This is a genomic window from Giesbergeria sinuosa, assembly GCF_042652905.1.
Taxonomy (GTDB): Bacteria; Pseudomonadota; Gammaproteobacteria; order Burkholderiales; family Burkholderiaceae_C; genus Simplicispira; species Simplicispira sinuosa.
In genome coordinates, this window is sequence record NZ_JBHSHJ010000003.1 from 211,335 (window position 1) to 224,886 (window position 13,552).

Sequence of the window (13,552 nt, forward strand, 5' to 3'; positions counted from 1 at the left end):
GGTCAACACCGCTCAATAATCAGGCTGCCAATCCACCAATATGCGGCGTTGGGGCAGCTCTACCTTGTCGACAAACGCTGATACAAACGGAATCATGCGCTCAACAGGCTTGCCACCAGGGTGGGCCGCCTCAAGCACCAACACCGTCTGTGGCCCTGTGGACATCAACTCACGCACCTGCCCCAAAGCAACCCCTTCGCGGTTGAAAACCTCCAGCCCGATCAGATCAACCCAGTAATACTCATCTTCTTGCGCAGGTGGAAAATCGGAGCGCGGCACGAAAATACGGGCACCACGCAACGCCTCCGCCGCATTGCGGTCGTCAATGCCTTGGGCAGCAGCCACAATGCTGTCGGAATGGGGCCGCACTTGGCGAATCGCCAGTACGGCAGTACCACTGAAAGTACGGGCACCACGCTCGCTGGGCTGTATATACCAGTGGGCAGCAGCAAACAACGCATCAGGTGCTGCATTGTGCGAAATCACCTTGAACCAGCCCTTGACGCCCCAAGCATCGGCAATGCGCCCCACCTCGATGGCATCAGCGGGCAAAGAGACAGATTCCAGGTTCAGAACAGTGGACATGGCAAGGAATGAGGGAAGACGGAAAAAAGAAAAGGCGGGTTTCGTCAGTGGGCACCGACGAAACCCGCCCTGTATCGCTAATCAGCTGCGATCAGGCGGCCTTTTGGGCAGCTTGCTTGATCAAGCGATCTACCGTGGGGGAGGATTGAGCACCAACGCTCTTCCAATAGGCCAGGCGATCTTGGGCAATACGCAGACCTTCTTCGGTGCTCTTGGCGCTAGGGTTGTAGAAACCCAAACGTTCAATGAAGCGACCATCGCGGCGCACGCGCTTGTCAGCCACGACGATGTTGAAGAAAGGACGGGCCTTGGCGCCGCCGCGAGAGAGTCGAATGACGACCATGATGTGATCCTTGGGGTGGTGGGCCAGGACGGTATGCCTGATCCCGGTGTTCGCAGCGTTTGAGACACGCGACATGACCACCCGGCCAGCGACACGCTGCAAAGCCTGCAATTATAGCGGCTTGCCCAGCAGTTACAGCCCCCTGCTGGGCAAGAGAAGAGCAATTTCAGAACAGATACAGGCTGATCCAGTAAGCAATGGCGGCCACAAAGGCACTGGCCGGAATGGTCAGTATCCAAGCCCAGACGATGTTGCCTGCAACCCCCCAGCGCACAGCACTGGCCCGTTGTGTGGAGCCAACGCCCACAATAGCGCCAGTGATGGTGTGGGTAGTGGAGACCGGAATGCCCAAGCCTGTTGCAATGAACAGCGTCAGGGCGCCACCGGTTTCAGCACAAAAACCACCAACTGGCTTGAGCTTGGTGATCTTTTGGCCCATCGTTTTCACAATGCGCCAGCCCCCAAACATCGTGCCCAAACCAATGGCCGCATAGCAAGCCACAATCGTCCAAGTGGGCGGTGCACTGTCGCTGGCCGAAGCGTAGCCTGTGGCAATCAACAATAGCCAGATGATACCGATGGTTTTTTGGGCATCATTGCCACCATGCCCTAGGCTGTAAGCCCCCGCAGACAACAATTGCAGACGTCTAAACCATTTGTCCACTTTGCTGGGTCGTGTGCGCCGGAAAATCCAAGCCACGGCCACCATCATCAGCGAACCGAGCAAAAACCCCAGCAACGGCGACACAAAAATGAAAGCCACAGTTTTGAGAATGCCCGTGGACACCAAGGCGCCCGCGCCTGTCTTGGCAATCACCGCCCCCACGATGCCCCCAATCAGGGCATGGGAGGAACTGCTAGGAATGCCGTAATACCAAGTAATGACGTTCCAAGTAATCGCGCCCACCAAGGCACCAAAAACAATATGGGTGTCTACCACCCCTGGCTGAACGATGCCCTTGCCCACAGTGGCCGCCACACTCAAATGGAAGATGAAAATGGCGACAAAGTTGAAAAAGGCGGCAAACACCACCGCCTGCGTGGGTTTGAGCACCCCAGTCGAGACCACGGTGGCAATGGAGTTGGCGGCATCGTGAAATCCGTTCATAAAGTCGAACAGGATGGCCAATGCCACCAGCATCACCACGACCCAAAGGGCAGCTTGTGCAGTTTCCATAACGTGTGCAGTCCTGTCCTGCTCAAGCGTTCTCGAGGATGATGCCCTCGATATGGTTAGCCACCGTCTCGCACTTATCGGTGATGGTTTCTAACTGCTCATAGACGGCCTTGAGCTTGATCAACTCGCGCACATCAGGCTCTTCGCGGAACAACTTGCTCATGGCGGTACGCAGCACACGGTCAGCATCGCTCTCGAGTTGGTCGATCTCGGCACAGGTTTTGAGGGCTGCCTCGGCAGTAGACTGATCGGCCACCTTGTCCAACAACCGCACCGCTTCGCGCACACGCTCGCAGCACTTGACGGCCAAGTCCGTCAGACGGGTAATTTCACCCGTCATGTGCTGGATATCGTACAGTTCCATTGTCTCAGCCGCATCTTGGATCAAGTCGGCCACATCGTCCATCGCATTGATCAGGGCATGGATCTGTTCGCGATCGATTGGGGTGATGAAGGTCTGGTGTACCGAGCGATTGACCTCGATGGTGATCAGATCGGCTGCCGCTTCAGCAGTGTCCACGGCCTGACCATATTTTTGGCGCAGGTCGATGTCACTGTAGTTAGAAACCAGCTGTGCCAATGCCTGTGCGGCTTCCACAATGCGATCGGCATGGTGGTTGAACATCTCGAAAAAATTGCCTTCTCGCGGCAGCAGCTTGCCAAATAGCATTAAATCTCCTAGGGAGGAATTAGAAACAACCGTTACGCTGTCATGACAAAACCATGACAAATGCGTGAATAGTGGAAGTTTAACCGTGGCATCTGCCTGTACCAGCACCAATAACAATGCCGGCGGGTGAAAACCCGCCGGCCAGATGAAGCACGCAAGAAGGTGTGGTTTAGAACAATTCGTCGCTGCTCAGACCAGCCATCGCTGTGTCGCTGGCCTTGACGGTTTCGGCATAGGCTATGGCTTGTGGCAGCACCTGATCAGCATAAAAGCGGGCACTGGCCAGCTTAGCACGGTAGAACGATAGATCGCCCTCGCCCTTGTCTAAGTAGTTAGCAGCGACCAGCGCCGCTTTGCCCATCATCCAGCCACCACAGACCGTGACGGCCAAGTGCAGGTAAGGGACAGCAACTGTGAGCACACCGCTCAAACCTGTTTGGGCATTCGCTGCCAACCATTCGGTGGCGTCGGTCCACATCTTCAAACCCGCACCCAAACGCTGGCCTATCGCCTGCAATTCTGGCTTGCCAGACATACCCAGTGCCTTGGCCGTAGCGTAGATTTCGCCAAAAACCACCTTGGCGGTAGCGCCCTGATCCCTCATCAGTTTGCGAAACAACAGATCATTGGCTTGAATGCCTGTGGTGCCCTCGTAGATCGTGGTGATGCGCGCATCGCGCCAATGCTGTGCGGCGCCCGTTTCTTCGATGAAGCCCATGCCACCGTGGATCTGAATGCCAAGCGAAGTCACATCAATGCCCATTTCGGTGCCACCTCCTTTGACAATCGGGATCATGAACTCTGCAAGGTAGAGGCAGCGTTTTGCGGTATCTGGGTCATGCCCGCCAGCATGGGCACGATCGAGCAAACCAGAGGTGTAATAGGCCAGAGCACGACAGGCTTCCACACGCGACTTCATCAACATGAGCATGCGGCGAATGTCCGGATGCTTATCGATGCTCACCAGTGGCTCGCCCGTCAGGGCATCACGGCCTTGCTTGCGGTCTCGGGCATAGGCCAGTGCTTGCTGGTAGGCACGTTCACCCAGCGAAATACCTTGCAGGCCCACACCCAAACGGGCCGCGTTCATCATGATGAACATGTATTCCAAGCCCCGGTTGGCTTGGCCAAGCAGGTAGCCTGTGGCCCCACCACTGTCTCCGTAGGCCATGACACAGGTGGGGCTGGCGTGGATGCCCAGCTTATGCTCTAGCGAGACGCAGTAGGCATCGTTGCGGGCGCCCAACGAGCCATCGGCTTGCACCAAAAACTTCGGCACAAGAAACATCGATATGCCCTTGACTCCAGCAGGAGCATCCGGTAAACGAGCCAGCACAAGATGGACGATGTTGTCGGTCATGTCGTGGTCACCATAGGTGATGAAGATCTTTTGACCAAAGATGCGGTAGGTACCATCGACCTGCGGCTCGGCGCGCGAGCGAATCAGCGCCAAGTCTGAGCCTGCTTGTGGCTCGGTCAGGTTCATCGTGCCAGACCACTGGCCGCTGATCATTTTTTCTAGGTAGACCGATTTGAGTTCGTCACTGGCGCAGGTGAGCAGCGCCTCGACAGCGCCAGCGGTTAGCAATGGCCCCAGCGAGAAGGCGAGATTGGCCGAACAGGCCATCTCTTTGACGGCCAGCCCCAATGTTTCTGGCAGCCCTTGGCCTCCAAACTCGGTGGGTGAGGTCATGCCATTCCAGCCTGCCTCGCAAAACTGGGCATAGGCTTCTTTCCAGCCCGTGGGTGTGCTCACTCCGTTGGCGGTGAGCTGGCAACCTTGGGTATCACCCACACGGTTCAATGGCGCCAACACCTCGCCGGTGAACTTGGCCGCTTCGTCCAGCACTGCATTGACCAAATCGGGCGTGGCCTCCTCAAAACCGGGCAACTGGCAAATTTGCGGTAGATCGACGATTTCGTCCAACACAAAACGCATCTCTTGCACTGGGGCATGGTAGTGGCTCATTTTCTCTGTCTCCTTGGTATTGTCAGAATGGGTTGTTCCACAAAGCGGCTTTGGCTGCCCGGTATTCCTGCTGCATACGGGCAATAACTTCGGGGGTTGACCAGACTTCATTGATGGTGCCTACCCCCTGACCAGCCCCCCAAATATCTTTCCATGCCTTGGCACCACTGGCGGCTGCGCCAAAGTCCATGGCCTTCTTGTCCTGGTCTGGCAGGTTCTCTGGATCGAGGCCCGCAGCGACAATGCTTTTTTTCAGGTAGTTGCCATGCACACCCGTGAAATACGGTGTGTAAACCACATCTTTGGCCGCCGAATCAAGAATGGCCTGCTGATAGGCAGCGACTGCATTGGCCTCGCGGGTGGCAATAAAACGCGTGCCGATATAAGCAAAATCGGCCCCCATTGCCTGTGCGGCCAGCACGGACTGGCCGTTGGTGATGGCCCCAGACAGGGCAATCGGGCCATCGTAGAACTTGCGGATTTCTCCCACCAGCGCAAACGGACTCAAGGTGCCAGCGTGACCGCCCGCGCCAGCACAGACCAAAATCAAACCATCCACGCCCGCTTCTAATGCTTTTTCGGCATGGCGTACGCTGATCACGTCGTGAAAGACTTGGCCACCATACGCATGGACATCTGGGACGATCTGCGTGGGCGCTGACAGGCTGGTGATAATCAACGGCACTTCATGCTGCACGCACAGTGCCATGTCATGCTCCAGCCGCGTATTGGACGGATGAATGATCTGATTGACCGCAAACGGTGCCGCCTGAGGGGCGGCGGCCAGCTCGCGCTTGATCCGGGTCAACCAATCATCGAGCAGTGATTCCGGACGGGCATTGAGCGCCGGAAAGGAGCCAATCACGCCACTCTTGCACTGGGCAATGACCAGATCAGGATTGGACACGATGAACATAGGCGCGCAGATAACCGGCAACGCAAGGTTCTGGTTCAGGGACACAGGAATAGGCATTTAAGCTCCCTCTTTCAATGCACGACGCAAAATCTTGCCCACGTTGGTACGCGGCAAATCCTCACGAAACTCAACGTGCTTGGGCACCTTGTAACCCGTCAACACGCTGCGGCAATGCTGAATCAACGCAGCCGCGTCGAGCGCCGGGTCTTTGCGCACCACAAAAATCTTGACCGCCTCGCCAGAGTGCGCATCGGGCACACCAATGGCGGCTACTTCCATCACCCCCGGGTGCATGGCAACCGCTTCTTCCACCTCTTTGGGATAGACATTGAAGCCAGAGACCAAGATCATGTCCTTCTTGCGGTCTACCAGATAGATAAAACCCTGCGCATCCATATAGCCGATATCACCAGTGCGCAAAAATCCATCCGGATAAAAGACCAAGGCGGTCTCTTCTGGCCGCTGCCAGTAGCCCTTCATCACCTGCGGGCCACGAATGCAGATTTCGCCCGCCTGCGACACGGCCACTTCGGTGCCGTTGTCATCACGAATGGAGACCTCGGTCGAAGAGATGGGCAGGCCAATGGCACCGTTGAACTCTTTCATGTCCAGCGGATTGATGGTGGCTGCGGGAGATGTTTCGGTCAGGCCATAAGCCTGTAGCAATGGCGTCCCCGTCACCTGCCGCCATTTCTCTGCGATGGGTGCTTGCACCGCCATGCCCCCGCCCAAAGTCAAGCGCATGGTCGCGAAGTTGAGCCTAGAAAAATCTGGATGGTTGAGCAGCGCATTGAACAGCGTATTGACGCCCGTTACCACGCTGACGGGGTACTTGCCCCACTCCTTGATGAAGCCAGGAATATCGCGTGGATTGGCAATCAGCAGGTTGCGCGCACCAATCATCAGAAAGGTTAAGCAATTTGCAGTGAGTGCAAAGACGTGGTAGAGCGGCAGGGCCGTAATGATGAATTCCTCTCCCTCGCGCACCACGGGATGAATCCAGTTGTAGGCTTGCGTGACATTGGAGGCCACGTTGGCATGGGTCAGCATAGCGCCCTTGGAAATGCCGGTCGTCCCTCCGGTGTATTGCAAGAAGGCAATATCCGACTGCTCCAGCGGCACAGGTGTCCAGCCGTGGCTACGCCCCATCGCCAACACGGCATTGAAACCAATCGTCCCCGCAATTTGCCAAGGTGGCACCAGCTTTTTGACCTTGCGCACCGCCAGATTCACCAATGCACCCTTGATGCGCCCCAGCATTTCACCCATCGGCGTGACCACCACATGCTTGAGTGCCGTACCGTCCATCACCTGCTGCAAGGTGTGGGCGAAGTTTTCCACAATGACAATGGCTACCGCCCCAGAATCTTTCAACTGGTGCTCAAGTTCGCGTGGCGTATACAAGGGGTTGCAATTGACCACCACGCAACCCGCCCGCAACGTACCAAACAAGGCCACGGGGTATTGCAGCAGGTTGGGCATCATCAATGCCACACGGTCACCTTTCTTGAGCCCCTTGGCCTGCAACCAACCCGCAAAAGCTTGGCTTTCCTGCTCCAAGGCACGGTAGGTCATCTCTTTGCCCATGCTGATGTAGGCCACCTTGTCTGCGTATTTGCGACAGGCATCCTCAAACAACGCCACCAGCGATGGAATGTGATCGATATCGATCTCGGACGGAATGCCCGGCGGATAGCTTTTCAGCCAGATTTTTTCCATGGTTATCTCCTCTTGCCACTTCCGTCCTCAGCCGCCAAGCAGGGACTGCTTCAAGGCGGGGTCAGCGGGCCTGTCACCCAACCACACCTTGAGTAGCGCCGGTGCCAAAGCTGGCGCAGCTATTTGGCCCCGCAGCTGACCATTGAGGCTGACAGCCACCCCATCGGCCATCAAGTCGATTGCCACGGTTTGGCCCTCACGCACCTTGCCGATCTGCTGCATGATGGCGGCCAACTGATCGCAGGCCGCTTGCAGGCCCGCCAACTCACTGGGGCTCAGGTTGGCCTTGAGACCATCGTCCAAAGCAGCATGCAAAGACTGCGCATCCACATCACGCAATAAACGCAGTGCCATGCGGCGCGGTGCAGCGTTGTCGAGCAACACGGCCACTTGTGTCGATTTCTGCGGTACGTAGAGCGCCCCCACATAGAGCTTGATAAAAAGCTTGCTGCGCAGGCCCGCGCCATTGAGTACCAACTCGCGGTTGCCCACACGCAGGCTATCTTCTAAGCGCACCCCGGCCACCTCGGCAGCGTGCAACCCAGGGGCCGTGAGCAACGCTGCCATCAGCGCGCCCCGCCACACGGTCATGGAATTCAACATGGTTTGTCTCCTCCACCAGTCTTTTGCCGGTAGTAGTTTTTCTCGGCGATGTACACCGTGCGTTCCACCACGGTGTGTACAACGCCATGCTCATCTTTCAACTCCACCAGAAAAGTCCGCTCGAGTTCGGGGGTTTGCCCCAGCGCCCTGCGAATCTCGTAGAGCTCTTCGTCGGTCAAGCGGAAATCGGCATAGAGCGTCGTATAGCCAGGCTTCTTGTAACGGATGCTGGCTGCCTTGTCCCAAACGATGTAGCCCTCGCCCAAGGCTGCCATCAGCATCATGGGATGCGCACCATCGGTGATCGCAAACAGCGAGCCGCCATACAGCGAACCGACAATATTTCTTGTCTTCCACGACAATGCCAAACGCACACGGATATGGCGCAAGTCATGCGCCACATACACCACGCGTCCACCCGTACCACGAAAGGCGGGATGGAAGTTGAATCCCATCCGCACCATACGTGCCCGCCAAGCGGGGGGCCATTGAGCCATCCAGGCGGGTTTCATGGGCAACAAACGTCAAATGCGCTCAAAAATACCGGCAGCGCCCATGCCCGTGCCAATACACATCGTGACCATGCCGTACTTTCCCCCTGTGCGTTGCAAGCCATGCACAACGGTGGCTGTGCGGATGGCCCCGGTAGCGCCCAGCGGGTGCCCCAACGCAATAGCACCACCGAGCGGATTGATCTTTTCTGGGTTCAGGCCCAGCTGCTGAATCACCGCCAGTGACTGCGCAGCAAAGGCCTCATTCAATTCGATCCAGTCCAGATCGTTCTGACCAATGCCTGCCTGCGCCAAGGCCTTAGGAATCGCTGCAATCGGCCCAATACCCATGATTTCAGGGGCCACGCCACTGACGGCATAACCTGCAAAACGAGCCAGCGGGGTTAAATTGTGCTGTCGGAGGATCTTTTCCGACACCAGCATCACCGCCCCCGCGCCATCAGACATCTGCGATGAGTTGCCCGCCGTGACCGAACCCCGCGCATGAAACACCGGCCTCAGCTTGCCAAGTTTTTCCAACGAGGCATCCGCACGCGGGCCTTCGTCTGCCGTCATCGTGCGCTCGCGCTGCTGGATCTGACCCGTTTGCAGGTCAGGCAGACTTTCGCGCAGGACATACGGCGTGGTCTCGGCTTGGAAGTGCCCAGCAGCCAAGGCAGCACAGGCTTTTTGGTTGGAAGCCAGGGCAAACGCGTCTTGTGCCTCACGGGAAATCTTCCACTGCTGAGCCACCTTCTCTGCTGTCAGCCCCATGCCGTAGGCAATACCCAAATTTTCGTCCTTGGCAAAGATAGCCGGATTCATTGCCATCTTGTTGCCCATGATTTGCGGCATTACGCTCATCGACTCGGTGCCCGCAGCAATCATCACATCTGCCAAGCCCAAGCGAATCTGGTTGGCCGCATCGGCCACTGCTTGCACGCCAGAAGAACAAAAACGGTTGATGGTGACTCCCGGAACCGTCACGGGCAGACCCGCCAGCAGAGCGCCAATGCGGGCCACATTCATGCCTTGTTCGGCCTCTGGCATGGCACAGCCAACGATGACATCACCGATCAAGGCAGGATCGATGCTGGGCACTTGTGCCACCACGGAGCGCAACACAGCGGCCAGCATGTCGTCGGGCCGCACATGGCGGAACATGCCATTGCGCTTGGCCACGGGCAAACGGGTCGCGGCAACAATGTAGGCGTCTTGAATCTGTTGTTTCATTTTTTCTGTCTCCTGACCCGATTAGTTACGCAGTGGCTTGCCGGTTTCCAGCATGTGTTGCACTCTGGCTTGGGTTTCGGGGGTCTTGAGCAATTCGACAAACAAGCGCCGCTCGACGGTGAGCAACCACTCCTCATCCACCAAGCTGCCACCTTCGACCTCACCGCCACACAAAGCAGTGGCTGCCGCCTTGGCAACGCGGTAGTCGTGTGCCGAAATCATCCCGCCCTCTTTCATGTTGAGCAGCATCATCTCCAGCGTTGCAATGCCGGTCTTGCCCGCCACCGGAATGCCACGCGCCATCAGCGGGGGGACATAACCCACATCGGCCATTGCACGGGCCTCTTTGATCGCCACCCAGAGCAACTCATTGGCATTGAACAGCACGGTATCGGTAGGCTGGGCAAAACCGTGGTCGATGGCTTCCAGCGCACTCTTGGCCACTTTGGCCATAGCAATGTTCTGGAACACCGGTTGCAGGAAATTGAAGACCTCGTTTGGTGTGCTCGATGCCGCAGCCCAGCGGGCGGCACGGATGGCAAACTCCTTGCAACCGCCACCGGCTGGAATCAAGCCCACGCCTGCTTCCACCAATCCCACGTAGCTCTCCAGCGCCAGCACACGCTTGCTGGCGTGCATGACAAACTCGCACCCCCCGCCCAGCGCCATGCCCTGCACAGCTGCCACAACCGGCACCTGTGCATACTTGAGGCACTGCGATGTGCGCTGGAACTTCTCGACCGTGGCCTCCAACACATCAAACTGACCGGCGGCACAAGCGGCCCCCACTTGTTGCAGATTGGCCCCTACGGCAAATGGTGCCTCATGCCAGATCACCACGCCATCCAGAGCCAATTCGGCATGCTGCACTGCCGCCATCACGCCATCGAGCACTTCATTGCCAATGGTGTGCATTTTGGATTTGACAGAAATGATGCCAATGCGGGCATCTATCGTAGGCAGCACCCACAGGCGAACACCATCGTTCTCATACAAAGTGGTGCCCGACTTTTCCGGCGAGGCCACCGCCTCCCCCAGCACCCGTTCTGGAAACAATTGACGCTGATAAACCGGCAGCATCGAGCGAGGAACGTAGGTTTTCTGGCTTGCCGAGTAAGACCCCTCGGCGGTATGCACCCCCATACGCCCTGCTTCCAACGCCCAGCCAGGCAGCGGTGTTGCGCTCATGGTCTTGCCCGCAGCAATATCGGCAGCAATAGCCTGCGCCGTAGCTGCCCAACCTGCTGCCTGCCAAGTCTCAAACGGCCCTTGCGCCCAGCCAAAACCCCAACGCATCGCCAAGTCAAGGTCACGGGCATGGTGCGCGATGTGCTCCAACTGCACTGCCGCGTAGTGGAAGATGTCGCGGAAAATAGCCCACAAAAACTGTGCCTGTGGATGCTGTGAGGCCCGCAGCGCCAAGAATTTCTCTGCTGGGTTCTTGATTTTCAAAATAGCGGCCACGTCTTCAGCAACCTGACCCACCGAAGGGCGATACGCCTGCGCTGCCAAATCCAACACCTGGATTTCTTTGCCCTGCTTACGGAAAATCCCACCACGGGTTTTCTGGCCCAATGCACCCTTCTCAATCAACCCGTGCAACCATGCAGGCACCTTGAAGTGGCTGTGCCACGGATCATGGGGCAAGGTGTCTTGCATGGTCTTGACCACATGTGCCAACGTGTCCAGACCCACCACATCTGCCGTACGGTAGGTGGCACTCTTAGGCCGGCCAATCTTCGGGCCAGTCAAGGCATCCACTTCATCAAAACCGAGGCCAAAAGCCTGGGTGTGGTGCATCACGGCCAAAATCGAAAACACACCAATGCGGTTGGCTACAAAGTTAGGGGTGTCCAATGCCCGAACCACCCCCTTGCCCAAACGAGACGTCAACCAAGTCTCTAACGCATCGAGCGTTGCCGCATCGGTGCTCTGCGTGCCAATGATTTCAACCAAGTGCATATAGCGTGGCGGGTTGAAAAAGTGAATGCCACAAAAGCGCGGATGCAACGCCTCAGGCAATCCTTGTGCCAACGCATTCATCGACAAGCCCGACGTATTGGAGGCAATGATGGTATTGGTGCCAATATGGGGTGCAATCTTGGCGTATAGCTCGTTCTTCCAGTCCATGCGCTCAGCAATGGCCTCAATGATCAGGTCGCATTCAGCCAGCAAGGGCAGGTGCTCCTCGTAGTTGGCGGCATCGATCCACTTCAACTTGTCCACGCTGGCCAGCGGTGCCGGATCGAGTTTTTTCAGCCCACTGAGGGCTTTTTTGACGATGCCGTTTTTGTCGCCCTCTTTGGCTGGCAAATCGAACAACACCACAGGCACATTGGCATTGGCAAGGTGCGCTGCAATTTGCGCCCCCATCACACCAGCGCCCAGCACGGCAGCCTTTTTCACGGTCAGTTTGCTCAAGGTTGTCTCCTTTGATTTTGGGGTGCCGAAAAAATAAAACGAACGTTTGAATTGTAGAGGGGCCGTTCTACGGGTCAACCACTTTTTGTGAAAATTTTTTGCGCGTTGACCGTAGTACGGCAGATGCTGTTAGAAGGCGTAGTTCAACTGCACCGACAACATGTCGGCAGAGGTTTTGAACTGGCCGCGAATGGTCTGCACCACCGTGGTTTCGCTGGGATTGCTATAGACATTGCGTGCCGTCCTTGCATCCTTCACAAAAACATGGACATAGCCAAAATCCAGTGAGGCTTTGGGCGTCATACGCCACTTTGCCCCCAGCGCCAGCCAGACACGGTCGGCATCCGGCACGGTCATGGAGCGGAAGGTATCGCTTGGTACGGGGTTTTTGTCATAAGCCGTTCCAAACCGCAGCATCCATTGCTCATTGAGCTGATAGGTGGCCCCCAAACCAACGCGATAGGTGTCTTTGAAGTTATAACGCAATGGCGCTACCGCTCGCGTGCCATCGGCATAAACAGGCTCCAATTTTTGCAAACTGCTCCAACCCGACCATGTGTAGTCTGCCAGCACCGCCCATTTGCTATTGACCCGGTGGTGCAACGCCAAAGAGGCGGTATCGGGCGTGGTCAGATCAGCGGTAATGTCGCGTGTTGGGTTGGCTGTCTGGGTTTTTTCGCCCTTTAGATGAAAACGAATTTTGGAACGGTAACTAAAGCCCACACGGGTTTGTGGCTGTAGTTGGTACATCACACCCAAGTTATAGCCCCAAGCACCGCCATCGCCGGTCAGCCGGCCCGTTCCATCGGGGGTCGTGTTGGGGCCAAGCACCGTAGCCTGTTTGAAATCCACCTCTGCTCTGGCATAGTTGATCCCCACAGCCACCGACAGCGCATCATTGAGCTTGTAAGCCACCGATGGATTGAGATTGATGACTTTAATGCTGGTTTTTTGCCCCGAATAACGTCCGGTGAAAGCTTCTCCATAACTGGTTTCGTCGGCAAACGTGGGTGTGACCGCCATGCCAAAGCGCCAATCTGGCGTTGGTGCATAAGCGTAGTAAAACATCGGAATGGCATGCACCCCGCCGCCATCACCGCCACTATCACCTATGGGTTTTCCCACCACAGCATTCAAATAGCCACCCGTTCCCTCGTTGGTGAAGTGCGTACTGCGGTCAAGCACGGTGGTCGCCATGCTGAAGTTGTGTCGTTCAGGCAGATACGTCATACCAGCTGGATTGACAAATACGGTGCTGGCATCTTCTGCTGCGGCAGCAGCACCAGCATTGGCTACACCAATCCCAGAGGCGCTTTGCTCTGATAACTGAAAACCCGAAGCCAAGGCACCGCCACAAAACGCGGCAGCGATCAGCGCCGGAATGAGGCGCAGGGTCATTTTCTTTTTCATCCGTTTGTCTCCTGT

Annotated in this window: 12 protein-coding genes; all 12 read right to left on the minus strand. The window is 56.8% G+C overall.

The genetic code is table 11. From position 1 onward, the window contains the following. Positions 1-12: 12 nt before the first annotated feature. The gene (gene rimM, locus ACFO6X_RS05625) at positions 13-585 is read right to left on the minus strand and encodes a ribosome maturation factor RimM (protein WP_382430914.1); all 573 of its coding nucleotides are present in this window, start codon (positions 583-585) and stop codon (positions 13-15) included. 91 nt (positions 586-676) lie between these two features. Beyond that, on the minus strand, positions 677-928 hold the full coding sequence (gene rpsP, locus ACFO6X_RS05630) for a 30S ribosomal protein S16 (protein WP_382430916.1): 252 nt from the start codon (positions 926-928) through the stop codon (positions 677-679). Positions 929-1,094: 166 nt separating this feature from the next. Beyond that, positions 1,095-2,105 carry an inorganic phosphate transporter gene (locus ACFO6X_RS05635; RefSeq protein ID WP_382430918.1) on the minus strand — a complete coding sequence of 337 codons (1,011 nt, stop codon included), beginning with the start codon at positions 2,103-2,105 and terminating at the stop codon, positions 1,095-1,097. A 22-nt stretch (positions 2,106-2,127) separates the two neighbouring features. After that, complete coding sequence (locus ACFO6X_RS05640; RefSeq protein ID WP_382430920.1) at positions 2,128-2,775, minus strand: DUF47 domain-containing protein; 648 nt, start codon at positions 2,773-2,775, stop codon at positions 2,128-2,130. Between the two features lie 169 nt (positions 2,776-2,944). Further along, complete coding sequence (locus ACFO6X_RS05645; RefSeq protein ID WP_382430922.1) at positions 2,945-4,744, minus strand: acyl-CoA dehydrogenase C-terminal domain-containing protein; 1,800 nt, start codon at positions 4,742-4,744, stop codon at positions 2,945-2,947. Between the two features lie 22 nt (positions 4,745-4,766). Then, positions 4,767-5,717 carry an NAD(P)H-dependent flavin oxidoreductase gene (locus ACFO6X_RS05650; RefSeq protein ID WP_382430924.1) on the minus strand — a complete coding sequence of 317 codons (951 nt, stop codon included), beginning with the start codon at positions 5,715-5,717 and terminating at the stop codon, positions 4,767-4,769. Beyond that, on the minus strand, positions 5,718-7,379 hold the full coding sequence (locus tag ACFO6X_RS05655) for a long-chain-fatty-acid--CoA ligase (RefSeq protein WP_382430926.1): 1,662 nt from the start codon (positions 7,377-7,379) through the stop codon (positions 5,718-5,720). 27 nt (positions 7,380-7,406) lie between these two features. Further along, complete coding sequence (locus ACFO6X_RS05660; protein ID WP_382430928.1) at positions 7,407-7,982, minus strand: chalcone isomerase family protein; 576 nt, start codon at positions 7,980-7,982, stop codon at positions 7,407-7,409. Continuing rightward, complete coding sequence (locus ACFO6X_RS05665; protein WP_382430930.1) at positions 7,976-8,494, minus strand: DUF4442 domain-containing protein; 519 nt, start codon at positions 8,492-8,494, stop codon at positions 7,976-7,978. The genes ACFO6X_RS05660 and ACFO6X_RS05665 overlap by 7 nt, the downstream gene beginning before the upstream one ends. A 12-nt stretch (positions 8,495-8,506) precedes the next feature. Continuing rightward, complete coding sequence (locus ACFO6X_RS05670; protein WP_382430932.1) at positions 8,507-9,706, minus strand: acetyl-CoA C-acyltransferase; 1,200 nt, start codon at positions 9,704-9,706, stop codon at positions 8,507-8,509. 21 nt (positions 9,707-9,727) lie between these two features. After that, a complete protein-coding gene (locus tag ACFO6X_RS05675) occupies positions 9,728-12,127 on the minus strand; it encodes a 3-hydroxyacyl-CoA dehydrogenase/enoyl-CoA hydratase family protein (RefSeq protein ID WP_382430934.1) in 2,400 nt (799 codons plus the stop codon). Between the two features lie 129 nt (positions 12,128-12,256). After that, positions 12,257-13,537 carry an OmpP1/FadL family transporter gene (locus ACFO6X_RS05680; protein ID WP_382430936.1) on the minus strand — a complete coding sequence of 427 codons (1,281 nt, stop codon included), beginning with the start codon at positions 13,535-13,537 and terminating at the stop codon, positions 12,257-12,259. Positions 13,538-13,552 lie beyond the last annotated feature (15 nt).

Coding starts and splice junctions, on each gene's coding strand:
- rimM (WP_382430914.1), bottom strand. CDS start 585: ATGTCCACTGTTCTGAACCTGGAATCTGTCTCTTTGCCCGCTGATGCC.
- rpsP (WP_382430916.1), bottom strand. CDS start 928: ATGGTCGTCATTCGACTCTCTCGCGGCGGCGCCAAGGCCCGTCCTTTC.
- ACFO6X_RS05635 (WP_382430918.1), bottom strand. CDS start 2,105: ATGGAAACTGCACAAGCTGCCCTTTGGGTCGTGGTGATGCTGGTGGCA.
- ACFO6X_RS05640 (WP_382430920.1), bottom strand. CDS start 2,775: ATGCTATTTGGCAAGCTGCTGCCGCGAGAAGGCAATTTTTTCGAGATG.
- ACFO6X_RS05645 (WP_382430922.1), bottom strand. CDS start 4,744: ATGAGCCACTACCATGCCCCAGTGCAAGAGATGCGTTTTGTGTTGGAC.
- ACFO6X_RS05650 (WP_382430924.1), bottom strand. CDS start 5,717: ATGCCTATTCCTGTGTCCCTGAACCAGAACCTTGCGTTGCCGGTTATC.
- ACFO6X_RS05655 (WP_382430926.1), bottom strand. CDS start 7,379: ATGGAAAAAATCTGGCTGAAAAGCTATCCGCCGGGCATTCCGTCCGAG.
- ACFO6X_RS05660 (WP_382430928.1), bottom strand. CDS start 7,982: ATGTTGAATTCCATGACCGTGTGGCGGGGCGCGCTGATGGCAGCGTTG.
- ACFO6X_RS05665 (WP_382430930.1), bottom strand. CDS start 8,494: ATGAAACCCGCCTGGATGGCTCAATGGCCCCCCGCTTGGCGGGCACGT.
- ACFO6X_RS05670 (WP_382430932.1), bottom strand. CDS start 9,706: ATGAAACAACAGATTCAAGACGCCTACATTGTTGCCGCGACCCGTTTG.
- ACFO6X_RS05680 (WP_382430936.1), bottom strand. CDS start 13,537: ATGAAAAAGAAAATGACCCTGCGCCTCATTCCGGCGCTGATCGCTGCC.